This window comes from Verrucomicrobiia bacterium, assembly GCA_035765895.1.
GTDB lineage: Bacteria > Verrucomicrobiota > Verrucomicrobiia > Limisphaerales > DSYF01 > DSYF01.
Window position 1 is genome coordinate 152,495 of the sequence record DASTWL010000034.1, and the last position, 24,550, is coordinate 177,044.

At 58.2% G+C, this 24,550-nt stretch carries 22 protein-coding genes; 13 read left to right on the forward strand and 9 right to left on the reverse strand.

From position 1 onward, the window contains the following. Window positions 1-206: 206 nt before the first annotated feature. Both VFV96_07730 and VFV96_07735 read left to right on the forward strand, forming a co-directional pair. Window positions 207-1,328: a glycosyltransferase gene (locus VFV96_07730; GenBank protein HEU5070287.1), complete on the forward strand. Its 1,122-nt coding sequence runs from the start codon at window positions 207-209 to the stop codon at window positions 1,326-1,328. 63 nt (window positions 1,329-1,391) lie between these two features. Beyond that, window positions 1,392-2,228: a glycosyltransferase family 2 protein gene (locus tag VFV96_07735; GenBank protein ID HEU5070288.1), complete on the forward strand. Its 837-nt coding sequence runs from the start codon at window positions 1,392-1,394 to the stop codon at window positions 2,226-2,228. 170 nt (window positions 2,229-2,398) lie between these two features. Here the strand turns inward: VFV96_07735 and VFV96_07740 are convergent, their stop codons facing one another. After that, complete coding sequence (locus VFV96_07740; GenBank protein HEU5070289.1) at window positions 2,399-3,937, reverse strand: O-antigen ligase family protein; 1,539 nt, start codon at window positions 3,935-3,937, stop codon at window positions 2,399-2,401. Window positions 3,938-4,330: 393 nt separating this feature from the next. Here VFV96_07740 and VFV96_07745 point away from each other — a divergent pair, with 393 nt between their 5' ends. Further along, on the forward strand, window positions 4,331-5,338 hold the full coding sequence (locus tag VFV96_07745) for a glycosyltransferase family 4 protein (protein HEU5070290.1): 1,008 nt from the start codon (window positions 4,331-4,333) through the stop codon (window positions 5,336-5,338). Here VFV96_07745 and VFV96_07750 read toward each other — a convergent pair. After that, complete coding sequence (locus VFV96_07750; protein ID HEU5070291.1) at window positions 5,318-6,520, reverse strand: glycosyltransferase family 1 protein; 1,203 nt, start codon at window positions 6,518-6,520, stop codon at window positions 5,318-5,320. The two genes, VFV96_07745 and VFV96_07750, sit on opposite strands and share 21 nt — an antisense overlap. Before the next feature lie 100 nt (window positions 6,521-6,620). On the opposite strand from VFV96_07750, the gene VFV96_07755 reads away from it, so the two are divergent. Together VFV96_07755 and VFV96_07760 are read left to right on the forward strand one after the other, a co-directional pair. Continuing rightward, a complete protein-coding gene (locus VFV96_07755) occupies window positions 6,621-7,478 on the forward strand; it encodes an FkbM family methyltransferase (protein HEU5070292.1) in 858 nt (285 codons plus the stop codon). Beyond that, window positions 7,475-8,680 (forward strand): glycosyltransferase, encoded by a 1,206-nt coding sequence (locus VFV96_07760; GenBank protein ID HEU5070293.1) that lies wholly within the window; start codon window positions 7,475-7,477, stop codon window positions 8,678-8,680. Before VFV96_07755 ends, VFV96_07760 begins: the two co-directional genes overlap by 4 nt. Window positions 8,681-8,706: 26 nt before the next feature. Here the strand turns inward: VFV96_07760 and VFV96_07765 are convergent, their stop codons facing one another. The 7 genes from VFV96_07765 to VFV96_07795 form a co-directional block, all read right to left on the reverse strand. After that, window positions 8,707-10,284: a lipopolysaccharide biosynthesis protein gene (locus VFV96_07765; GenBank protein HEU5070294.1), complete on the reverse strand. Its 1,578-nt coding sequence runs from the start codon at window positions 10,282-10,284 to the stop codon at window positions 8,707-8,709. 120 nt (window positions 10,285-10,404) lie between these two features. Then, entirely contained in the window at window positions 10,405-11,076 is a 672-nt protein-coding gene (locus tag VFV96_07770; protein HEU5070295.1) for an FkbM family methyltransferase, read from the reverse strand. Between the two features lie 107 nt (window positions 11,077-11,183). Further along, window positions 11,184-12,374 carry a hypothetical protein gene (locus tag VFV96_07775; protein HEU5070296.1) on the reverse strand — a complete coding sequence of 397 codons (1,191 nt, stop codon included), beginning with the start codon at window positions 12,372-12,374 and terminating at the stop codon, window positions 11,184-11,186. 8 nt (window positions 12,375-12,382) lie between these two features. Next, on the reverse strand, window positions 12,383-13,459 hold the full coding sequence (locus VFV96_07780) for an NAD-dependent epimerase/dehydratase family protein (GenBank protein ID HEU5070297.1): 1,077 nt from the start codon (window positions 13,457-13,459) through the stop codon (window positions 12,383-12,385). A 62-nt stretch (window positions 13,460-13,521) separates the two neighbouring features. Beyond that, window positions 13,522-14,661: a PQQ-binding-like beta-propeller repeat protein gene (locus tag VFV96_07785; GenBank protein ID HEU5070298.1), complete on the reverse strand. Its 1,140-nt coding sequence runs from the start codon at window positions 14,659-14,661 to the stop codon at window positions 13,522-13,524. A gap of 101 nt (window positions 14,662-14,762) precedes the next feature. Further along, on the reverse strand, window positions 14,763-16,031 hold the full coding sequence (locus tag VFV96_07790; protein ID HEU5070299.1) for a hypothetical protein: 1,269 nt from the start codon (window positions 16,029-16,031) through the stop codon (window positions 14,763-14,765). 1 nt (window position 16,032) lies between these two features. Further along, window positions 16,033-17,496 (reverse strand): MBOAT family O-acyltransferase, encoded by a 1,464-nt coding sequence (locus VFV96_07795; protein ID HEU5070300.1) that lies wholly within the window; start codon window positions 17,494-17,496, stop codon window positions 16,033-16,035. 306 nt (window positions 17,497-17,802) lie between these two features. On the opposite strand from VFV96_07795, the gene VFV96_07800 reads away from it, so the two are divergent. The 8 genes from VFV96_07800 to VFV96_07835 all read left to right on the forward strand — a co-directional run. Further along, complete coding sequence (locus VFV96_07800) at window positions 17,803-18,318, forward strand: PH domain-containing protein (protein HEU5070301.1); 516 nt, start codon at window positions 17,803-17,805, stop codon at window positions 18,316-18,318. Window positions 18,319-18,369: 51 nt separating this feature from the next. After that, a complete protein-coding gene (locus VFV96_07805) occupies window positions 18,370-19,287 on the forward strand; it encodes a type II CAAX endopeptidase family protein (protein ID HEU5070302.1) in 918 nt (305 codons plus the stop codon). Then, complete coding sequence (locus VFV96_07810) at window positions 19,284-20,216, forward strand: thiamine-phosphate kinase (protein ID HEU5070303.1); 933 nt, start codon at window positions 19,284-19,286, stop codon at window positions 20,214-20,216. Before VFV96_07805 ends, VFV96_07810 begins: the two co-directional genes overlap by 4 nt. 316 nt (window positions 20,217-20,532) lie before the next feature. Further along, window positions 20,533-21,792 carry a hypothetical protein gene (locus VFV96_07815; protein HEU5070304.1) on the forward strand — a complete coding sequence of 420 codons (1,260 nt, stop codon included), beginning with the start codon at window positions 20,533-20,535 and terminating at the stop codon, window positions 21,790-21,792. A gap of 93 nt (window positions 21,793-21,885) precedes the next feature. After that, entirely contained in the window at window positions 21,886-22,326 is a 441-nt protein-coding gene (gene tsaE / locus VFV96_07820) for a tRNA (adenosine(37)-N6)-threonylcarbamoyltransferase complex ATPase subunit type 1 TsaE (GenBank protein ID HEU5070305.1), read from the forward strand. Then, entirely contained in the window at window positions 22,307-22,954 is a 648-nt protein-coding gene (tsaB, locus tag VFV96_07825) for a tRNA (adenosine(37)-N6)-threonylcarbamoyltransferase complex dimerization subunit type 1 TsaB (GenBank protein HEU5070306.1), read from the forward strand. The genes tsaE and tsaB overlap by 20 nt, the downstream gene beginning before the upstream one ends. Before the next feature lie 12 nt (window positions 22,955-22,966). Further along, window positions 22,967-24,328: a hypothetical protein gene (locus tag VFV96_07830; GenBank protein ID HEU5070307.1), complete on the forward strand. Its 1,362-nt coding sequence runs from the start codon at window positions 22,967-22,969 to the stop codon at window positions 24,326-24,328. 39 nt (window positions 24,329-24,367) lie between these two features. Continuing rightward, window positions 24,368-24,550 (forward strand): alcohol dehydrogenase catalytic domain-containing protein (locus VFV96_07835; GenBank protein HEU5070308.1); only part of this gene is annotated, 183 nt, incomplete at its 3' end.

A 24,550-nucleotide genomic window follows, 5' to 3' on the forward strand; every position in this document is an offset into this window, starting at 1 on the left:
CGACACAACTCGGCAAGGGCCGCATAATCGGTTACCAACAGAGGCCAACCCAACACCGGCAGGGTGCGAACCACAGGCGTCTCAGCAGATGGAATTCCGGCATTCGGGTGCATCAGCCCGCCAAGAAACCCCGCCCCTGCGGCCGGCGCAATGCAAATCCCGCCACTTGACTTCACCCGGCTTCAAAACCATTCCTAGTCGCCAGCATGGCCCTGACCTTGAGCTATTCACTGGCCGACCAGAATTTTTACCACACCAAGTCGATTGGCGTGTGGAATGTCGCCACGCAATTGCTCCCGGCACTGGCCGCCCGCCCGGAACTCGAACGGCTCACGGTCTTCTCCAACCCCAGCCTCACGGCGCTCAACTTTCCCTCAAGGGCTGGCCTGACGTCACACGCGCGGGCTGCCTCCAGCCGCATCGGTCGCATCATCTGGGATCAATGGGGCGCGTATCGCGCGGCAAAACGCAGTGGCAACCACTGGCTCTTTCTGCCCAAAGGCTTCGCCTCGTTTGTCCGGCGCTGCCCCGTCAGTCTGGCTGCTTTCGTGCACGACGCCATGCACGAGCATTACCAACAACACTACCAGCCCAATCCCTTTGCCCGCGAAGCGGGCTATTTTCTGCGCAGTCTTCGCGCCACCCTGCGCCAGGCGGACATCATCTTTACCAACTCGGATTTCACCCGCTCCGAAGTGCTGCGCCTGGCCCGCACGTGGAATTTGAAGCCACCGCACGTCCTGACCGCCGGAATCGGATTTGATTTGCCGCCCGCCGGCGCCGCCGCGTTCCGGAACGGCATCGTTGTGCTGGCGGGACGTTGGCCCCACAAGCTAACGCCGCGGGCCGTGGATTATCTGCAACGCTGGTCAGCAGCCTCAAATCGCAATGTGCCCGTATCGTGGGTCGGCGCGCTGCCGGCCGGATTGACCTTGCCGTCGCTGCCGGGTTGGACGCAGCACTTGCGGCTGCCCGCAGCCGAGTATGAGCAAATCCTTCAACGCGCTGCCGTGGTGGTTTATTTCTCCGCCTACGAAGGTTTTGGCATGCCACCAGTCGAAGCCACCTTGCGCGGAGCGGCGGCCGTCTATTCAGCCATCCCGGCCATCACGGAAAGCATGGGCGACTGCGGTTTCCCGTTTGCCAACGATTCCTTCGAATCATTTGAACGCGCCTTAAACGAAGCCCTTGCTGTGCCGCCGGGGCAAACAAGTCGTTGGCGTGAGCGACTTCTCGCCCGACATAATTGGGCCGCCGTTGCGGAACGAATTGTAACCGCCTTGTTGCAGCTTGAGAAACCCAACACCATCGACCGGGCCCACGCATGAACGGCATGAGCCCGTCCACCCCAAGGCTGAATCATTAAACCATTTGGCTTACCCGCTTCATCCATGATGTTTTCAATCGTCACGCCCAGCTTCCAGAACAACCACTGGCTCAAGTTGTGCATCGCCTCAGTAGCCGACCAAGCCGGAACCACTTGGGAGCACATCGTGCAGGACGCCGGATCCGACGACGGCACCCTGGACTGGTTGCCGCAGGATAAACGCGTAAAAGCCTTTGTCGAAAAAGATGCCGGCATGTATGACGCCATCAATCGTGGCTGGCGACGTGCCCAAGGCGACCTCGTGGCCTTTCTCAACTGCGATGAGCAATACCTTCCTGGCGCGCTAGCTCGCGTGGGCGATTACTTCGCCGCCCACCCGAACGTGGACGTCGTCATAGCCGACGCGCTCGTTTTGCATCCGGACGGCACCTACCTCTGCCACCGTTTTGCGATGAAGCCCTATACCAGTCACCTCTGGTTTCGTTTCCCCGTTTTGACGTGCGCAACATTTCTCCGCCGACGTGTCCTGGAGGAAAAGGCGCTCTGGTTCGACCCCAGATGGCGGGCCATTGGTGATTTATTTTGGGTCAAAGAGATGGTCGCCCGCGGGGTGCGATTCGGCGAACTGCGTGCGTTCACCTCCATATTCACTGAAACCGGCGCCAACCTGGGCCTGAGCGCCACCAACCAGCAGGAAACGCAACTCTGGAATCAAATGACGCCACGCTGGGCCCGCGTTCTGAAGCCGATGCTGATTGCGCACCATCAACTGCGCATGATCGCGCGCGGCGCATTTCAGGTGAAACCTTTCCGCTACGCCATCCACACCGCGGGTGCAGGCGGTCAGCGGCAAGAATTCCAAGCCCGCCACCCCACCCCGCTGTGGCACGGGCGGCGGTGAATTCGATTCCAGTTCGACAACGTGTTCCCATTTGATTTCGAGGAAAAGCGATTGCCTCGCTGGTCGCACACAAACAAAGTCACCCGTCTGAAATCACAGATAATTTTCATGCTCTCCTGCAGCTCCCAATCGCAAATCATCGAGTATGGTTTCAGAATCATCTTCGTTCTTCACCCCACTCCCAACCGGCGCGCGTATGCGGCTTGCTGTTTGCGCATCACAGGCTCCGACGGCATGACGGCTTCCTGCGCCGAACGACATGCTACGCCGCCATTCAGGGCCACACCAAGCCCCAGCAAACCACAGAAATGCAACATGTCTGAATAAATGCTCCCGAAGACGATGAAGAAAACAACAATTTTTGCGCAAAACGAGGCAAGCAGGAAGGTGTTGATTTTACGTAACGCCGGGATACCGTAACGAAAATTCTTCCACAAGGCCCGCCCACCCGCCCAAAGAAACCACAAAAAAGTCAGCACGCCCCAGATCCCAAGCGGCATGACCACGGAAAGGGGACCGCTGTGGTAATCGCCCGCAATATAGGCTCCGCGATCCTCCACGGTAAACTGCCCGAAGGCCCGGTCAGTAACATATTCGTAGTCCTCCCGCGTGAACAAATAGCCCTTGCCGAGAAGCAGGTATTTGGGAATTTCCGGTATGGCGGCCCGCCACATTTCCAACCGCCATTCAGATGAGCCTTCTGCGTCTGCCTCGGCCCGATGATCCACTTGAATCGGCAGAAAAGCGAGCGTGCGTTGAATACCGAGCGGCAACCGCGTAACAAGTGGCAAAGCCACCACCAAGGCAACAGCAAAAATTGCCGCAAAAATTCCTAGCCACTTTGTGCGAAGCATGCCTTCCAACCAGAATTGAAAAGCAAACGTAAGAACGAATATGATAAGGATGGAACGGAACCCACTCAGCAATCCGGCCACGCAGCTGGCGCACATGAACGCGAAGAGATATTTGCGCCCCGGCGCAAGCATGCCTCGTATGCTATAGCGAGCCAGCATAAAGCAAAATACCGCAAATGATGCATTCCTAATTCCTTCAAATCGGTTGACCCCCCCATACGAGCTCGCTAACCAATCGGACGAAGGCGGGAAAAAGTAGAATAGAAAATTCATGAATGACGGCAGGACTCCGTAAAGATCGCCAAGCATGGGAGCCAGCCCCCCAAGGAAGAACAGCCCCATATACTTGACCGACTTATCTCGAGGAATACTTTGCGTCGTCAGGGCAAAATAACCCAAGATCGCAATAAATATCCACATATAGCGTCTCCCGCCGACTTCTTCTCCACCAAAGGCTCTCATGCCAAACCCACCACGAAGCAGAGCGGTAACAAAAACGACGGCGCCCAGCGCCAGCAAGGGCATCGTTAATTGTGGCACGGACAAAAAGCGAACCTTCTTGTCCATAATTCGATGGGTAAATGAAAGTGCATAGCTGGCTGTGATGGCCACGAGCCATGAGTTAGCGCTGCCCGGCAGAAAGAACAGCACCATGCCCATGTTCCACGCCAGCAACATCAGTGGATAATGGAACCGCAGCAAAATCGGCGTGCTAATCAGCAGCAGGACTACCGAAAAAAAGGTGAAGCTGCCCATGTCCAACGGGTTGGCCAGCAAGTAACCCAAGACCAGAGCCAAGGGAAGGCAGACGGCCCAGATGGCCAAGGAACGCAAAGCAATTCGTGCGTCGGTCATGAGCGAAGGGATTCGGACGAAACGGCATCTTGGCAGAGCAATGCCATGGGGCTCAGTTTAACATAACGCCTGTTGTTGTTCACTGTGCCTAAAGTAGAGTCAACGCCCTCGCCCACCGCAACCCAATTCTCGCGACGGCACGCGTCCCGCCTGCCTGCAATCGCAACTTCCAGGTCACATGCTTTTCTCCGAAACTGCTATTCACCCCCACCGTTCGACGCTAACGTGAAGAGCGAAGATCAGCCAGCATGGCGCATGAACCCGGAAAAAGTTGCAGTCACGCCTCCAAGGCAAAAACCACCATAAAGGGTTGGAGCGATCGTCCCGCGAACAGACAACCACCATCTGTTCATCGCTTGGGGAGCTTTGCGGTCTGTATCGTTATGAATCTGAATGAAAATCCTCTTTGATCATCACACCCCGTTCCGACTCGCGCACGGCGGCTTGCAAATCCAGATCGAGCAAACCCTCCACGCTCTGGGCGCCATTGGCGTCGACGCCGAACGCCTGCGCTGGTGGGACGAATCCCAGACCGGCGACCTCATTCATTTCTTTGGGCGGCCTGACGCCAGTTACATCCATTTCGCGCATGGCAAGGGGATGAGGGTGGTGATGCAAGAGTTGCTCGCCGGCTTGGGAGCGCGCAGCGCGTTGACACGGTTCGCTCAAAAACTGTTCATGACGACCGCCAAAGCCGTCTTACCATCACCCTTCACGGCGCGGATGGCCTGGGATTCCTACCGGCTCGCTGATGCGTGCATTGCGCTCACGCCATGGGAAGGATACTTGATGGGAAAAATGTTTGACGCACCACCCGAGCGTGTTCACGTGGTGCCGAACGGCGTCGAGCCGGTGTTTCCAGCCAGCGCTCCGCGCGAACGCGATCGATGGCTCGTTTGCACCGCAACCATCACTCCACTTAAGCGTGTTGTGGAGTTAGCCGAAGCTGCGGCGCTGGCCAAAGTGCCCGTTCGGATCATCGGGAAGCCCTATGCAGAAAGCGATCCCTACGCACAATCATTTTTCAAAACGGCGCACCGGCATGGCGAATTCGTCCGTTATGAGGGGCCGATCACGGACCGGACTCAACTGGCCTCGATTTACCGCGCTGCACGAGGATTCGTTCTCCTAAGCACGATGGAAACATTGAGTCTCTCGGCGCTTGAAGCCGCCGCGTGCGAGTGCCCCCTGCTCCTCAGTGATCTGCCATGGGCAAGAAGCGTATTCAAACGGGACGCCACCTATTGTCCAGTGGCTGATGCCACCAGAATTGCAACCGTGCTGCGACAGTTTTACGATGCTGCCCCGTCTCTCAAGCCGCCTCCAAAGCCGTGCGCCTGGACCGATGTGGCCCTGCAATTAAAACGCATTTACGAATCGTTATTGTCCCAGCGCACCTGACAGGACCTTCAGCGTGGCAGCAGCCATTCGTTTGATTGAAAATTCCTCCGCCCGCCGTCGCAGCTTTTCGGCATCGCTCGCACGTTGAGCCTCTCGCAGTCCCACACACTCACGCATCCGCTGCACGAACGATTGCGGTTGAAAATCCGCGCACAACGGCACGGCACCGCCCACAATTTCCGCCGCCGGCCCAGTCGCCGCCGCAATGGGTGGACACCCCTGCGCCATCGCTTCCGCAACCGGATAACCAAACCCCTCACAGGTGCTTGGAAACACCAACGCGGCAGCACACGCATACAACGCGTCTCGCAGCTGCCCTGAAATGCCCGAAAGCAGAACCAATGACGAACCGACCTGGCGCGCCAGTTCGCGTTCCATCAACGCGCCCCGCGCTGACTGAGGAACCACCATGACCAGTCGGTGTTCGGGAAATACCTTGCGATGCGCCACAAACGCTTGGAGGAGCAACGGGATGTTCTTTCGTTCCTGACCAGGATTGCCCACCCAGATGAAATACTCGCGCAGCTTGACGGGGATGGCTTCATGCTCGATCAGGTTTTTCGCTTCCGTCACCGCCAGTCGGTCGCTGTCGATTCCATTTGGAACCACAACAGCCTTTTGAGCTGCCCTCGGCGACCAACGCGCCAACGCAGCGCAGGTGAACTGGGACACACAAATCAGCGCCTTGGCCCGCAGGCAAGCCGAGTTTATCTGCCACCGATGCACCTGATGCCCCAAGGAAAAAAAGGGGTCCGATAGAAAACACAGGTCGTGGATTGTGCTTACAACCGGAACGCGCCTGGGCCACAGCGGGGTCAAATGAAACGGCGAAAAGTAAAGGTCCGATCGGAGCCGATGCATCAAGCTGGGTATCACGACCTGCTGCCAGAACAGTTGCGCCCGATAGGAGACCGTGGGGTCCATTTTCCGCTCCGGCGTGACCAGCCTCACGTTTGGCGCGGAAAAAATCTCTGTCCACGGGGTCTGCCTCTCCGGCAGCACCGGCAGCAACAGGTCAAAATGAAACACCGGGTCGGGAGCAATCCACTCCTGCAACATGCTCCCCAAATAGAACGCCCCGCTGGTATGCGACTCGCACACCAGCCGGTGGGCGTCAACGGCGACCCGGATGCAATTCGGACTGATACGATTCATACCTGTATTTATACGCGCGTCCGTCAAGAACCGTTGAGCGGCCTGTGTCCCCGCGCGCCAACAAGTGTTCAAGTAGCAAATATGCTCGCCTTACCGCCAGCCTTGTTGAAGGATTTACGCGCATTTCATGAATTTTCGACTCCTATACGAGCGAAGCATTGGAAGATCCTCACAGCTCAAACGCCTGTGCCAGTATGTGGCCGCCCCTGCCGTGCACCTGATATGCCGGGCCCGGAGCTGGTCCTTTACGCCGGAAATACCGCTTTGGAGTCGACTAATGTGGGCGCTGGGGATTCGTTCACGTGAGGATCAGCAGACCTTTCAAGATTATCGACTTCTGTTGCGCCAAGATGACATCGTGTTGGATGTGGGCGCCAACTTCGGCATCCACACCCGTGAATTTGCGAAGCTCGTCGGCCCCAAGGGGCGGGTATTTGCCTTTGAGCCAACCCCCGCTGTGTTCGAATGCCTCAGTTTCAACACGCGGCATTTGTCGAACTGCACCTGTGTGCGCAAGGCCGTGTATCGCGAAGACACCACGCTCGAATTCGGCATCAACAATGTCAGTTGTCTTGGCAACTCGCTCGCTACGAAAGGAGGAGACATCTCAAAAACAATCTCCGTGGAAGCAGTTTCACTCGATTCTTGGGCGGCCCGCATGCTGAGCACCCCTCCTCGACTCGTCAAAATTGACGTGGAGGGGGCGGAAAGTGCTGTGCTGGCAGGAGCTGTCCAGCTGATCAGCCGCAGCCCTGATAGCGTGCTAATCATTGAATATTGTCCGTCCAACATGCGACGTTTTGGCGTCACCCCTGATCAATTCTACGCCACTGTGAAGTCGACTGGCCTGAAATTGTTCCAACAACAAGATGGCGGCACATTTCACGAAATCCGCGACGCACGCGAACTGGAAAACGCACGCCAAGACTGGGAATACATCAACGTGGTTGCCGCCCACGATATCACCGCATTGACCCTTTCATGATTACCTCCGGGCGCAAGGTGTTGGCAGTGATTCCACTGCCCTACTCGGAAACGGGCCGCTTCTGGGAAAGGGATATGGGGTTGCTTGTCAGCGGACTCCGCGACCACGGCATCGATGCCCGTTTGGTTGCGTTTGGTCAGCCACATACACCGGATCCAAAACGGCCACTTATTCTCGGGAGCTTGGGTGATATTGAAAATCCCGCATGGTGGAAAGACCAGACCCCATGGGGTGCTGTTCTGAACACGTGGTCGGCGCCTCGCTATGATCGGATACGGCAAGCTGCACTGGCAGCAACACCACGCGTTTTGGAAAAACTGGACACAGATGGAGTTCGCGCCCCATGGATTTGGCCGGGCTATTACTGGCGCGCGACTCTAGGAGGTTATTGGGACTCGCCAGTCAAAACGAAGAGGTTATTTGCTCCATTGCTAACACTCTTGCGCATGGGAACAACCACGATTTTGCCCGCATTGCTCGATAAAAAAATGGCCCGAACGATGGGACAGCTGCCTGTCGTAGCCGCTGAATCGCCCATTGCCACGGCCCGGATGCAGCGATTTCTTCGAAGGTTCGGACAAAAGAAGACTCAAGTGGTAACCATCCCACATCCCTCAGCTGCTGCACCAGCCATCCCGATGAATGAAACAAAACGGGGTAATACTGTGATCAGTGTAGGCCGTTGGCACACCTATCAAAAAAATTTTCCTCTCCTCCTGAGCGTGTTGGAACGATTCCTGACTTTAAGACCGGGCTGGAATGCGGAAATCGTCGGGGAACTGCCCAAAAGCAAGCACTCGACCGAATCTCGCGTCCCGGAAACGCTACGGGGAAGAATCCGTTTCCACGGGCTAATTCCACACCATGAGATAAGCCCCGTCTATCAACGTTCGAAAATTTTCCTGATGACCTCCCGCTTTGAGAGCTACAATATCGCTGCGGCAGAGGCCCTGTGCTGCGGGTGCAGCGTGGTCGGTCCCAGTGACATTGCGAGCGTTCCCTTCTTCGTCAGCAGTGCGTCAGGCACCAGCGCATGCCGACCATCTGCCCCTCACTTGCTTGATGCCCTCTGCGCAGAAGCCGACGCCTGGAAATTGGACCAGCGCAACCCGAATACCATCTCGCAGAAATGGCTAGCTGCCGTTGGCATTCAAGCCGTTAGCAAACTAGTGATTGACACGCTGGAAGATATCGGGCCATGACCGGCTATGCCATTTGAAGCCCGTTCTTACACTTCTCCAGCTTTTTGCCGCGGATTCGGCGCAACCGCACGAGCTATGCGGACAAACCATAATCGCACCAACCCCGGCAAATGCCCTCTAACCCTTTCCACCCATTCGACGGAAAGTCCGTAACGGAGAAATAGGATCGCCCCCGCCAACCCCGTAATTGTGACACGCACGGCCAATTGAAGCAGCAGCGGCCAGGATTGCGTGGACCACTGCAACAAGACACCAAGCGGAATCAACCACGCCAGGACCATGAGCATTGGTTTCTGCCAGCCAATCAGCACGCGCATGACCGGCACATGCATCAAACCTGCAATCCGCCACGTGCTGTAGGCAAACGTGAACAAACTGGTGCAAACAATTGAACACAACAGGAAGACCGAGAATCCGCCCCACCCCGACAACGCCAAACACGCCAGCACGAATATCATGCCCTCGGCAAAGTATATGAACTTCAACGCGCGAATCCGCTTTAGGGACATGATCAGGCTGCCATGACCGGAAACCTGTGCCAGCAGAATCAACCACAAACCAAGCAGCCAATTATTTTGAGAGGCCCAACCAATTTTCCCGTTCGTCCACACCGCCAGAAAGGGACCATTGCAAACGGCAAACGCCACTGCAGCAACGGCCCCCAAAGTGGTCACTAAAACAAACATTCCTTGGTAGCGGGTGCGTATTCGTGTTTCATCCCCCTGCGCCTGCATCTCGGAAAACGCCGGCACCGCCGCCGCCCAGATGCGCCATACGAACTGAAAAACCAAATTAAATGCCTTAGTCGCCACTGACCAAACCGCTGCAAGGTTCACGCCAAAAAGCCGCGAGGCAAGGATGGTCTGGCTGGAGTTAATCAGTTGCGACCCCAATGAGACCGCAAACATGTCCGCTCCATAGCCGAATATCTCGAAGAATTTTTGCCGACTAAAAGGGCTCCATTCATGGGACTTCGGCCAAAAACCCAAATGGAGGCAGACGCCGACACACATTAGGTATGACGTTATCGTCCCTGCGACTGCCCCGATCAACTGCCCATACACACCGGCTCCAAACGCAAACGCCACCCACATTGCTGGCAATTGAACCGCGAACTGAGCCACCTGCCCGTAATTGATGATGTCAAGACGTTGATGGGCATAGAGCAGATGTCCGTAAATCCGCATTGGAAACCCAGCCCCCATGAGCAGTGCCTGCCCCACCAACAAACCGAAAAATGCGGTGTGCAACGAATCGGGGATCCCCAAGAATGCCGGCGGAATATATGCCAGTGACAAGCCTACAAGTGCGACAATCACCCCTTGCGAGAGCAAAACCAGAAAACCGGTCTTAACCATCGACCCATAAGCCGCTCCACGCGCCTCCTTGTAGTCAATCAGCAACCGACCAATCGAACTGGACATCCCCAAATCCACCAAGTTGAGATAACCTGCGATCTGGGAAACCACCGCCCACAAACCAAATTCCTCCTTGGAAAGGTATTTGAGTGCCAGTGGCACCGATGCCATGGTCAGCAACACGCTGGCACCAATGACGGCGTAGCCCGACATAAGCCCACGGGCGATATTTTTTACTCGACTCACGTTTGCGAGAAGCTAGCGGGCATGCTTGGAATGGTGAATTAAAAATCCGAACCCCAATGGAATCGACCAAAGTTGTTTGCCCCGTCAATTACATGCTTCACGACCGGCCTTTGCCGCTCATCAGTAGGATGAGCCTTTTCCCACAACCTCCTCCGAGGCAAACAGGGCATCCGCCCAAAGAAGTCGATTCTGACTGGAATAGGCCGCGCTGTATAAGCCGACAAACGTCATCCCAATGGCCGCCAGATGTTCGAACAACTGCGTGAAAGCCGGCTGGCCTTCGTAAAAATCCACGAATTGAACCTCCAAATTGATCACCGACACCTTGCGCTGCGCCAGCATCCGTTGAGCCCCGCGCAAAACATGCAGTTCGTAACCTTGGGTGTCGATTTTCATGAGGTCAATGCGCGCCAGTCCGCGTTCGTCACAAAATGCATCCGCAGTCTGGACAGCAATTTTGACGGAACCAACCCGCCCGATCATGCTGCTTGGCAACCAAGCTTCGGCGGCAGACGTGGCAGGCAGGATCGAATTGGTTTCGCTATTCGCGTTGGCAAACATTTCCAGTTCTCCCGCCTGCTCACCCAAGGCCACGTTAACGGGCTCAACTCCAGGAAGCCGGCGGCATTCGGCTTCCAAGGTGGCGAAAGACCCTGGAAATGGCTCAAAGCTGAAGACCTTCGCCCCGGGAAAGGCCGCCGCGAGGCGGACACACGTTTGGCCCGTGTTCGCGCCAACATCAAAAATCACCCCGGCCTTGCGCTCCCCCAAAATACGCCGTGCGTCGGCCACCCAATCACGCCCCTGAACCTGGGGCCAGGGACGAGGCAGACGAACGAGATTGTATCCCAAACGGGCCAGCCCCGCATTGATGTGTTCCTTCCAATTCATAAAACTCTTCAGTTCAATTTTTGATCCACTGGGGACGATTTCACTGCAAGCTCAAGTGTGCGGCGCACCACCGCCCGATATTCCACTTCAGCGACAAATCGTTGCCGGGCTTCCTGAAACTCGCCCCAGTCGCTTTCGCCCCACAAGGCGATCCGCCCCAGCGCTGCGTTAAAACCGTCGCTTTCACCATAGTGGAACAGCTCGCCCAGCCGGCCAAATCGCCTGAACATGTCTTCAGCATAGGGAAAACGGCTGGACAACACCGGCGTCCCGCTCGCCACCGCCAAGGCAAAGTTCGCGCTGCCTTGGGCAAAGGCAGGTGCATAAACAATTACCGCACACCGCACCGAGGCGAACAATCTCACCAACGGCTCGCCCACAAGATAGTCGGTGACGACTTCCACGACGTTTATCGCAGACGGCTTCACCCATTGTCGTCCGTCGGCCAGAACCGGTTCGGCTTTGCCGGGTTGGTGCAGCACCAGTTTTGCAATTTCAGTCTTTGGCCCAGCATCCAGGAGGTGTGCCAACGGCGTGCGGCGATCATTTTCCTCGCCTGAGACCAGCAGGGTAAATGGTTCGGAAGCCTTTTTCACCGAACTGTTCCTGACGAAATCAGGCACGAAAATTGGGTCGGGCAAATATTCGATCGCGCCGGAAAATCGCTGGGCTTGATATTCACGCACCAGAACATCAGCCGTCACCGGAGCATTGCAGAGCAGGATGCAGCCGCGTCGGAGCAGCGCAGCAAACTCCCACCGCCGCCGCTCATCGAGTCGGGGCTGGTCTGCGACCATTACAATCCCGCCATACATCACAACTTGCAGCCACTTTGCGGGCCGAATAAAATGAGTCGCAAAAGCCAGCGACATCGGTCCTGACGCAGTAAGTCCGATCAGAGGAGCCCTTGTTTGGCGGCTTACTGTCCCGGCGCGCAGATACGTCCAAAACTCAGCCCACTTCGCCTTGAAACGACATGGCACGAACCGTCCGAGGGCACGCGCCATGGCGGGCGCCACCACCACCCGTTCCACGCGGCAGGGCGGCCCCTCGATTTGGCTCCACGTCACCAACGTGATTACTTTAACCCCCGCCGCGCGCGAGCCTTCCGCCCATAGCTTCAGCTTCTCGGTGAAATGGCCACTTCTCACACCCGCGGCAGGCTCCACAAGGATCAGATGTCTTGGCGGATTAAGCACAATTATCGTCACCCCACCTTTGTGCCATCTACGCAGAGCCGCCGCTCCCAGGCAGCCCCGATTTGTTGGAAGATGTCCTTCAAGCTGTATTGCAACTCCCACTTGGGAAAGTGTGCCCGCATCTTGCGCAAGTCGCTGTAATAGCAGATGTGGTCGCCGGCTCGCGCCTGGTCCACATAGGTGTAAATTTGTTTCCGTCCCGTTACGGCCTGGGCCATTTCAAACGCCTCCAGAATCGAGCAGGAATTTCCCTTGCCGCCCCCGAGGTTATAAACCTCCCCCCTGCGCGGCGCCTGATAGAATTCAAACATGAACCGCGCCACGTCCTCGGAATGGATGTTGTCCCGGACCTGTTTGCCCAGGTAACCGAAAACCTTGTATTCACGCCCTTCGTGGTTGCATTTCATCAGGTAACTGAGAAAACCGTGCAGTTCAACGCCGCTGTGGTTCGGTCCCGTCAGGCAGCCACCGCGCAAGCAACAGGTGGGCATTCCGAAGTAGCGGCCATACTCCTGCACCATGACGTCCGCAGCGACCTTGGAGGCACCGAACAGTGAATGCTTGGATTGGTCAATCGAAAAGCTTTCCGAAATGCCGTGTTCATACGCGGGATCGGCATAGTCCCAACGTTGGTCGAGTTCCCGCAGTGCAATCATGTTGGGACGGTCACCGTAAACCTTGTTCGTGGACATGTGAATGAACGGCGATTCGGGGCAATGCTGCCGCACGGCTTCCAACAGGTTCAGCGTGCCCCCGGCGTTCACGTCGAAGTCATCAAAAGGAATCTTCGCCGCCAGATCGTGCGACGGCTGCGCCGCCGTGTGGATGATGACCGCAGGACGCAGTTCCTTCACCAGCGCCGCCACACCGGGTCGGTTTCGGATGTCGAGTTCGTGATGGGTGAAACGGGCCAGCTCGGTGGCGAGGCGTTGTTGATTCCAACGCGTGTTGCCCTGCGAACCAAAGAAGGTTTCACGCTGGTTGTTGTCCACCCCATGCACGGCAAACCCGCGCGAATGAAAGAAGCCGGCAACCTCGGAACCAATCAAGCCCGAGGATCCGGTGATGAGACAGACCTTGCTCATGATAGGTGCGGATAGTGCGTAAAAGGCCGCAAGGCGGGCAAGAATGGAACGCGAAGAAATGACTACGGCTGGGGATCGGCAAGGTTGCCGGTGTTGCGCAAGTTGCCGCGAAACTTGGGCCACGGCGTGCTGGCGAGCGGAGCATCTCCCTGAATGGCGATTAGTTGGTATTTACCCATATTCATCACTAGCAACAGTCCGGAAGGAGTGATGGCCGGTGAACTCCAGCCGTTGGGACCAGGAAAGGCGTGCCACTTCATGTTATGATCCGGATCAAAAGCCGCCACCATACCCACCGGTTGACAAATGAACAATGTGCCATCGGCTTCAATCAACGGTGATACGGTGAAAGGAGCCCCGGCTCGCTTCCACACGCGTTTACCCCCCTCGTCAAACTCCCACAAACCATCACTACCCAAAGCATATACATGACCGTTCATGCCCACCACGGGTGAGCCATTTGAACTGCCGCCGGTGCGCGCTTTCCATCGCAAACGACCATCTTGCTCCAAGGCATAAAAAAAACCATCTACCGAACCAAAGTAAACGCGCCCTTCACCATCAAGAGCCGGCGAAGTGATAATCGGTCCGCCCGTGGCAAACGTCCAACGCTTCTTCCCGTCGGCCGACAACGCGTAGAATTGATGATCGTGCGAGCCAAAATAAATGTTCCCCTCCCGGTCAATGGCCGGAGACGAAACCACCGGACCTTGTGTTGCGAACCGCCACAGTTCCTTCCCATTCCTGTCCACGGCATAAAAGTTTTTATCCCACGAACCAAAGTAAGCAGCACCATTGGTTCCCAATGCCGCTGAGGAATCCACCCACGCCTGGGTTTGAAAAGTCCAACGAAGCTTTCCTTCGGGCGTTATGGCGTAAAATTTTCGGTCGCGGCAGCCGAAGTAAATGGTCCCGTCTGAACCAATGGCAGGGGAAGACCAAATTTCACTGGGTGTTAGAAAGGCCCACTTTTGAAGCCCTTGGGGAGTCACTGCCAACAGCCCCTTCACAACCGTGCCGAAGTAAACGGTCCCGTCCGAACCAACGGCCGGTGTTGAATCACTATAAGATCCAATGAAAAGGCGCCATGCTTCCGGCCTTGGATCATCCGCCCAACTGGCCGTTGAGGCGAAGACAAACAACACCAGGCACGCAGCACATCCAAAGCGGCGCAACACTAATGTTATTACGGCCTCAATCATGATCCTGCATGCTGCCTGTGACGAGAAATCGGAACAAGCTCCGAAAGCGTCGGCGCATCCCCGGAACAAAGCTTGCCCAGATTTGAATTTGCACAGGCGCCCTAAAGAGCCGCAGGCGTCACCTGCGGGTTACGCGGCCGGGCCAGATAGCGTTCCAACCACCCGGCCATAAAACCCGTAAACTTGCGCTGCATGTCTGGACTGACGTGGCTTAGATCATCGTAGTCCTGCGGTGTTTGAATCGGCAAATCGGTGGTGGGAATAACCACCACGTTGGAATGGCTGCTTTGCAATCCTGACAGAAAACGGACCATGTCCCGCCGAATGGCAGGATCCAAGTGACGTTCCAAAATCGGGTTATGGCCTCCCTCAATTAGAATCATTGTGCGCCCGGTCCGTTCACATCGCCGAACCAAATCTTCGAAGGCGTGCTTCTGAAAATCGCTTTCCTCGTTCAGTCGAAATGTGCAGGCCATCTGGACGGCGCGGACATCAAGATTCGTATTCAAGGAGTCGTCGTATTCTGTCTGACGCAAATTGAGTGCCTCGGAACCAAGCAAGCGCTGACTTAACACATCACGATAACGAAAGACGGGCAGCATATCGCCCAACAGGCCGCACCCGATTTCCCGCCCGGAAAGATGCGTCAGCGCACCGCGGCGCCATGCATCAGGCAATTCTGTAAGAGTCAAGAAGTTTGGCGGCACTTCGCCGTGCGAGCCCTGATAAAAGTAACCCAGAGTCAGGTAGCAGATGACCAGTTGCGGGTTTGCCCGGCGCAAACTTGGCTCGATGAGCAACAGGTCATAGGCTTTGCTGCCCGGAAAATGCAGTTCGCTGGTCCACAGGTTGGTGCCCAATCGCCGATTGAGTTCGTTCTCGTCAATTTCCGCCCGCGTCTGGCTGGACCCCACCAGCACCGCCTTTAGCGGAGCGCGATTTTCCTCAAACACAACCCGCTTGAATTGAAACTGCATGTAATTCTGCACGCCCGCACCGGCCCCCATCACTCCCCAGAACAACGCCGTGTTGCCCGCCGCCGCCAGCCAGAGGTTGAGCATGACAAACCCCGCGATCCCATGCACCGCCCAACGATGCCGTGCCAGCCGCGGCCGGCGGCTTAGCACCCGGTTCAACGTGGTTTGCAACGCCGCCCACGCCATGGCCAGCGTGAACAGCCAGAGAAACTCCCGCATGCGGCCCTGGGCAAAAATCACCGCGTCGTTGAATTTGTTCTGCCCAATCCGAAGGAGCAGGCCGCCAAACCGGTCGCCCATCCAATGAGCCAGCCGACCGCCCAGCAGGGCATAGCTTGCCCAGCCGAACAACACAATGGCCCAAAGCCCGGTTTGAATTCGATGACGCCTCATTTCAAAACTGAAAATAAATGAACTGCGCGCCTTGAAACACGCCCAGCCCGGCTACGGCCGCGAGCGCCAGGACCACCGCCGCCGCCTGCCACGGCATGTGCCATTTTGAAAAATTGTCCATCCGCTCTTGCTTCCACTGGAAAAGCATCGCCAGACCTCCCAGCACGAGCACGGGTTGCACCAGCGGGCTGATGGTGCCAGGCAATTGAAACATGGCGTGCAGGTAGCTGGAAACCACCCGCACCTGACTGAAATGCGGCGACACCGATCCCGCCCGGAACAACAACCAGCCAACGCAGGTCAGGTGAAAAAACAGCACGGCCAGCGCAACATCCGTCAGCCAGGCTGGCCAGAGCCTCCTCGAATTCGTTTCCTGCGCGGGCACCGGTTCCTTGTTCCGGCGGCCCAAGCCCGTCAAATCACCCCAGGCCCGGTGAATCGCGAGCATTGTTCCGTGAAACAATCCCCACAGCAGGTATGCAGCACCGGCCCCGTGCCACAATCCGCCCAGCAGCATGGTGACCATGAGATTCGCGTAGGTGCGCGAGGGCCCGCGCCGGTTGCCGCCCAGCGGAATGTAAAGGTAGTCCCGCAGCCAGGTCGAAAGACTGATATGCCAGTTCTGCCAGAACGCGGACGGATTGGTGACCAGATAAGGCGCCTTGAAATTCGTGACCAGTTCGAAACCCATCAGCTTCGACAACCCACGCGCAATGTCCGAGTAACCGGAGAAGTCGCCATAAATTTGGAATGCAAAAGCATAAACAATCAGCCAGGCGTTCGCGTCCGCAAATGGCGGCGCGGGCTGCCCGAATCCCCAGTTCACGATGCCCGCCAGCCGGTCAGCAATCACGACCTTCTTCACGTAACCCATGAGGATTTGCCAGATGCCGTTCACCACTTCGGTGGAATTGATGACCCGTGCCCGCTGGCATTGCGGCAGCAGATACGACGCCCGCACAATCGGCCCCGCCACCAGATGCGGGAAAAACGCCACATACAGCATGAAATCGAGCGGATTGCGCGCCGCCTTTAATTCGCCGCGGTAAACGTCAATCGTATAGCTCATGGAAAGGAACGTGTAGAACGAAATGCCCACAGGCAGGATGACGTGCAGCACGGGAAACGATGCCTTCATCCCAAAAAAGGCCAGCACGTGCTCCAGCGAATCGGCAAAGAAGTTGAAGTATTTAAACACCCCCAGCACGCCGAGGTTGACCATCATGCTGAACGAGAGGAACAGCTTGCGCTTGGCCGGATTCGGCTGGCCCTCAATCCACAAGGCGCACCAATAATCAAAAAAAGTGGAAAACAGGAGCAACGAAACAAACCGCCAGTCCCACCAGCCGTAAAAAACGTAGCTGGCCGCCAGCAGCAGCAAATTCTGCCCGCGATGCTGCAGCCGGTAATACGCCGTCAGCACGACGGCCAGGAAAATCAGAAACGTGAGCGAATTGAAGACCATTGGCGCCAGCGTTTATGCTGGAATCTGCAATAAAAATGTTTGGCGATTGTATCCGTCCATCGGGCAACAGCTGGTCAGATACAGGAGCGATTTAGATTAATCAATCCCCCAACCGCGTGCCCCTCACATTCGGACCTCATACCAACACCCGCTCCCATCAGCTTTCATTGACAAATGCGGGCTCGAGCCAACAGTTTGGGATTGGAACGGACGCCGAAGCCGGCTTGCCCCGCAAAGGTCAAGAGCGGGGAATGCAATCGCCGGAGGGCGTTCAGACGGGGCTGTCACACCAAATTGGAAAACGCCATGAACTCGGAAACCCGTTACCACGCCCCGTGGTGCCTGGTGGTGAAAATCATCACCGCGTTTTCGCTCATTTTGCTGCTGGCGGTGGCCGGCTACGGGGCGCTCTTCTTCTCGCCCTCCGCCTCACCCGTGCTGCGGCTGACCGTGGCGGTTCTGCCACTCGCGATCATTTTTGCCACGCTGCCGTTCATGGTGCGCGGCTTTGTGCTCGCCCCCGGCGAATTGCGCGTTGAACGGCTCGGCTGGCAGAACCGCTATGCGCTGGCCGACGTCGTCTCTGTAAAGATCGATCCGGAAGCGCTGCGGGGTTCCATCCGGTTATGGGGCAGCGGCGGATTGTTTGGCTTCTTCGGCATCTTCAGGAACCGCCAACTCGGCGTTTATCGTGCCTATGGCACTGATCCCAAACTGGCCGTCATCGTCAAGTTGAACCAGCGCACCATTGTCGTGACCCCCGAACATCCCGAACGGTTCGTGGCCGAACTGGAAACGCTGCGCGCCCGGGAAATCCCGTGAAGCAAAGCTTTTCACTTGGGCGGCTGGCGGCGTTTGCTTAGCGTCCTGCACGTGCTGACCGAAAAACCGTGGCGCCTGGAAGCCGTGGCCCGTTTGCTGGCGGGCCTCTTCGCGGGCATTCTCGCCGCGTCCCTCACCCTGACCGCCCTGCGCTTTGACGCCGGTTCCGCCAAAGTAGCGCCGCTGGTTTTCGTGGCGCTCATCGCCGGCGGCTTGTTCGCGTCGACGGCCATTTTTTTCCTCATTGCCCGGCCCTGGACGTTGGAAAACGCCGGCCTGCGGGGCGCCGGCCTGATGGTCTGTGCGTTCGCCGGGGTGGCGTTGACCAGCATTGCGCAAGGTGACGCGGGCGACGCCGGGCCGGAAACTTCGGTGCTCGGAATGGTCATTGCCACCGTCGGCTTCCAAGGAACCGCCCTGCCGTTGATCTGGATCCTGGCACGTCAACACGGCCTGACCCTGCGGGAAGGATTTGGACTGGGATTGGCGCCCGGCCGGGCTGTGGTGTTGGGCGCCACAGTGGCCATGCTCTTCCTGCCCGTCGGCCTGTTGCTGCAATCGGGCATCAGCCTGATCGCCCATCGGTTCGGCATCCAATTGCCCGAGCAAACTTCGGTCTACATCCTGCGGCTGGCCGATTCCTGGCCGGACCGGATCGGCCTCGCGGTGGTCACGATGGTGCTGGCGCCGCTCGGTGAAGAAGGCTTGTTCCGCGGCATCATTTACCCGGCCATCCGGCGGCTGGGCTTTCCCAACGCCGCACTGTGGGTGACGTCACTCGTGTTTGCCGCCATCCATTTCAACGCGTTGACGTTCATCCCACTGTTCGTGCTGGCGGTGGCGCTGGCCAAACTTTACGAACGAACCGGCAACCTGCTGGCGAGCATCGCGTGTCACGCTACATTCAATGCGTTCAACTTTGTCATGCTTTACCTCATTCAAAAGCAGGAACTGCCGCTGCACTCATGACCGAATTTGAACTCATCGCCCGCCTCACCAAGGCGCTGCCCACGAACGAATCGGTCGTGGTGGGCGCCGGGGATGATTGTGCGGTGCTCGACTGCGGCAACCCCGGACAGCAACTGCTTTTCAAAACGGACGCCGTCGTCGAAGGCGTTCACTTTACCCGCGAAACACCACCCGAAAAAGTCGGCCGCAAAGCCCTGGCCCGCGGCTTGAGCGACATCGCGGCGATGGCCGGCACACCCAACGCTGCACTGATCACGATTGGCCTGCCCCGGAATTTTGACGCCACCATCGTTGAGCGCCTTTACGCCGGGATGAGTGAACTGGCCCGGAAATTTCACGTCGCCATCGTGGGCGGTGAAACGACGACGAGCCCGGACCGCATGTTTGTCTCGCTCGCGCTTACGGGTTTTGTGCCGCAAGGCAAGGCGGTGCTTCGCTCGGGCGCCAGAGCGGGCGACGCCATTTTTGTCACGGGCGAACTCGGCGGTTCGCTCGCCGGCAAGCACCTCGACTTCGAGCCCCGCCTGGCGGAGGCGCACTGGCTGGCAACGCACTTCAAGCTGCATTCGATGATTGATCTGAGCGACGGACTGGCCGGCGACTTGCGGCACATTCTCCACGCCAGCCACGTCGGGGCGGAACTTGGTTCCGCCATCGTGCCGGTCAGCCGGGCCGCCAAACGGACGGCGCGCACCTCAAGTTCCGCCAAACCGCCGTTGCTCGCGGCCCTGACCGATGGCGAGGATTTTGAGCTGCTGTTCACGGTGGCGGCCGGTTCCGCCGTGCGGCTGAAGGATGCGTGGCGGGAGCGCTTCCCCAAGCTCAAGCTCACGTGCATCGGCAAAATCACGGCCGAACCCGGCCTGCGGCTGCGGGACAAGTTCGGCGTGCATGCTTTCCAAGGCGATGGCTACGTTCATTTCGCATAGGATCATAATTCCATTGAATTGAACGAACGCGCGTGGTCTTGGAGGTGGTTCTGTTTTCCTTTGAGCTTGTCGAGTGTGGTGTCCCAACGCAATTTTTGGCCGACCTCGGACCATGATCCCATCAGCAATGAACCATCGTCACCTGATCCCCCTCGCGTTGCTCTGTGCACTGTGCATCACTGGCTGCAAGCGGAAGCCGGCCCGCACGGCGGAGGACAATTCGCCGGTATCGCCGGGCTCACCGACATCTTCAGAGCCATGGCCAAGCGCAGGCGCGACAGCTGCCGACCGTCAGGAATGGCTGGAGCGAACCTTTGTGAAAGCCTACGAGGAAGTGGGAACTCACGACCCACGCTGGGATGCAACCGCACGCAAGGCACTCGAATTATATTCGCACCTGCTCGTGCAATACGATTCGAACCAGGCATCCGAACTCGCCACCCGTTTGCAACAAATCCGTGCGGAGAACTGCACAGACCCGCTGGTGCTTTACGTGAATCTGCGCACGACGGACAGTGACACGGAGGACGCCAGCGCAGCCACCGCCGAGGCTTATCGCCGCGTGGCCGACGGCATGATGAGCTCGGGCTATCCGGCCATTCGGAAATTCTACGCCGCCGTCCGGGCCGCTGATGCCTGGCACGGCGCCCACGGCGGACAGAGCGATGCCATGCCGATGTTGGGCCGCTTCCGCCGCGGCGCTTTTGCCCAGTTGGAGATCGTGCTTCATGACCCCGAAACGCCTTTCATGGAGGCGTATCTTGCGGCGGATGCGCTGCAACAGGTCATCTCCGCAAACACGAAGGAAAAGGATGACCTGCTGCCGCCGTTGATCGACTATTTTCAAACGCGCTGGCTACAGGAAGGTTTGGCGTGGAATTTTTGCGGTCATGCCTACGTGCAACTGGCCTGGAACCGGCGTGGTTCGGGCTATGCCAACCAGGTAACCGAAGCCGGCTGGAGCGGCTTCGCGACCAATTTGACGGAAGCCGGCCGATGCCTTGAGCGTTCCTGGCAGCTCGACCCCAAAAACAGCGACACCGCCGCGACCATGATGACCGTGGTATTGGGGCAGGGACAAGGGCGGGACCGCATGGAACTCTGGTTTCATCGGGCCATGGAAGTTGATGCCGCATGCTACGAAGCCGCGCGGACCAAGGTTTGGTATCTCCAACCCAAATGGTATGGCTCGGCCGAAGAGGCGATTGCCTTCGGCCGGGAGTGCGTCGCCTCCAAAGTCTGGAAGGGCCGCGTGCCGTTGGTGCTCTGGCAGGCGCACATGATGCTTGCCAACGACAAGGCAAGCGGTTTGAAGGATGCCTACTGGAAACAACCCGGAGTATGGCCCGACGTCCGGGACAGCTTTGAACGTTACTTCGAACTGAATCCGGACGGGCGCGGTTGGCGCCACGATTACGCACTTTACGCCTACAAGTGCGGGCAATACGACAAATTCCTCGATCAGCTTCCGCAAATGGGCTGGGTTAATTATCCATTCTTCGGCGGGCCGCAGGCCTTCGCCTCGATGGTCGCTGAAGCCGAGCAGCAGACGGGCCGCAAAGCCAGGCTGCCATAGCAAGCCCGGGCAGCCGTCCATGCGCCCACCATTCGTCTGCCTTCAGACTTTTGGAATGAGCTTTGTTACGCATTCTCGTATCATCGAAGCGCGATGGCTACGTTCATTTCGCATAGTCCGGCCGAAACCGAAGCGCTCGGCGAAGCGTGGGGGCGTGAGGCGCCGCGCGGCCTGGTCATTGCGCTCCGTGGCGATTTGGGCGCGGGCAAGACGCAACTGGTGCGCGGGCTTGCGCGCGGTCTGGGCTGCACGGCCCGCGTGCATTCGCCGACGTTCACCCTCGTGAACGTGTATGACGGCGGACGGCTGCCGCTGTTTCATCTCGATCTTTACCGGCTCGAAACGCCGGACCAAATTCATGGCGCGGGCGTGGACGAATATTTGCAGCCGGACGGCGTGGCGGTCATTGAATGGGCGGAACGGATGCTCCGGGAACATCCAACATCCAATGCGGAAATCCGCGTCCGCCGGGTGAACATTGAAATCGTGAACGACACCACACGACGCATTGTTTATGAAGATTCTCGCGCTTGAATTCTCCTCGGCCCAGCGCAGCGTGGCGGTGGCGTGCGATGCCGTGCATGTGCGCGAAGTCATCGAAACCACGCCCGGCAACACCACGCGGCCGTTTGCCATGGTGGAAACCGCCCTGGCACAGGCCGGCCTCGAACGCGAGGTCATCGACCGTCTGGTGGTCGGGCTGGGACCGGGTTCCTACACCGGCATTCGCGCGGGCATCGCGCTGGCGCAGGGCTGGCAGCTCGCACGGTCCGTGCCCACAACCGGCATTGCGAGCACGGAAGTCATTGCCGCAGGCGCACAAACCGACGGACTCCGCGGGCGGCTGAACATTGTCGTCGATGCGCAGCGCGGGGAATTTTATCTCACGACCTGGGAGCTCTCCGAAAACGCCCGGCACGAACTGGAACCCCTTCACATCGTAAAACGCGATGTGGTGCAGGCGCGGCTGGATGCGGGTGAACCGGTGGCGGGTCCGCATGTCACGAAGCATTTCCCCGGCGGGCTGAATCGCTTCCCGCGCGCGGCAACGCTGGCCCAACTGGCAATGTCGCACCGCGACGGCGTCGAGGCCGCCGGGTTGGAGCCGATTTATCTGCGCGAGACCACGTTCGTCAAAGCCCCCGCGCCGCGTGTCATCTGATTGGGGTCAGTTATGAAGCGATTCCTGTTCATCTTTTTCGCGCCGTTCCTGCTGGCCGTGGGAATCGCCTTGTTCCTTGCCCTGCGTCCGCCGGCGCAAATCACCTCGGGGCCGTTGACCTTGCCCGACGGATCGGTGGTCCGCATCATGGCGGTGACCTACGGCACCAACCACGTCGTCGGCACCGCGCTGGCACGGATGGTGGCGCGCTTTCCGCGACCGCTGCGGGCGATTACGACCCGCATTCTCGGCCCGCGCGTCGCCGCGCAATACTCCGCCACCACGTCCATCCCGAAGCTGATCGTATGGCTCGATCGCTCGACGAATGGCATCTACACACCTCCCGGCACGGGCTACTTCTCGGCCAGCCTGGCCAATGCCCGGGCCTTCGTATCGGGCAACGAACAGACGTTTGGTTCCTGGTATGGCAATCCACCACAATTGCGATTTGAAGTTTTCCCGCGCCGCGAGCGCCAGATCAGCCTCGCCTTGTTTGAGCACTCATCGAGCGGCAGCGTAACGAACTGCGGCAGCCTGACCTTCGACAATCCTGCATTCGCGAACTATCCGCAGTGGGAACCGGAACCGCTCCCGTCCACGAAACGTATCGGCGATTTGGAAGCCACCTTGAACCAGCTCAGCACCGGTCATGGCCACAATGTGAACTACACGGCATTGGCGGGCGACCGACGGGAAATCAAATTCAACGACAACCCGGGCAACGGCGACAACAACACGATCTGCCTGCTGCAACTGCGTTCCCTGACCCGCTCCAACGAGGTCTGGCGCGTGGCGGGAGTGGAAGTCAGCGACGCAACGGGAAACAAGGTGGCTGCCAACACGCTCGGCTGGGGTGGTTACAACGAGGGCTATTTTACCTTTGCACCGGGCCTGTGGCCGGACGAAGCGGCGTGGCAGCTTGATTGTGAACTCAAACGCGCCGAAGGCTTCACTCCCGCGGAAGAATTTACGTTCCTGGCCGTGCCGCTGGGCGCGCCGGGCGAAACCAACCAGGTTGGCTGGACGACCAACTTCAAGGGCATCACGGTCACGTTGGATTACGTGGTGCGACGGGCTCCAATCACCAACAGTTCGTGGTCTTCGTCTTCGATGTCCCAGGTGCACTTCACGACTTCAACGCTTTCAAACGGCTGGCATCTCGATTTGATTTCCAGCCGCGCCGACACCAGCACCAATCTCAACGGCGGCTCCTGGAGCCGCGGCGCCAATGAACGCACCTACGATTTTCGCAACATCCCGACGGATGCCACCACCGCTGATTTCTCCTTCGCCGCGCAGCAAAGCCGCCACGTGACGTTCCTCGTCAAACCGGCGGTCGGCCCCGTGCGCCTGGAGCTGCCGCCCCAGAAGTGATTCTGGCGGCGCGCGGCCGGTTGCGCTTAGATTGTCCCCGTGAAAGCTGCCGTCCTGCACGGAAAGGAAACCGTCCGCGTCGAGGAAGTTGCCGAACCGGCGTTGAAGCCCGGCGAGGTGCGCATCCGCATCGAAGCCGCGCTCACCTGCGGCACGGACCTCAAGGTTTACAAGCGCGGTTATCACGCGAAGATGATCGTGCCGCCGGCCTGCTTCGGACAC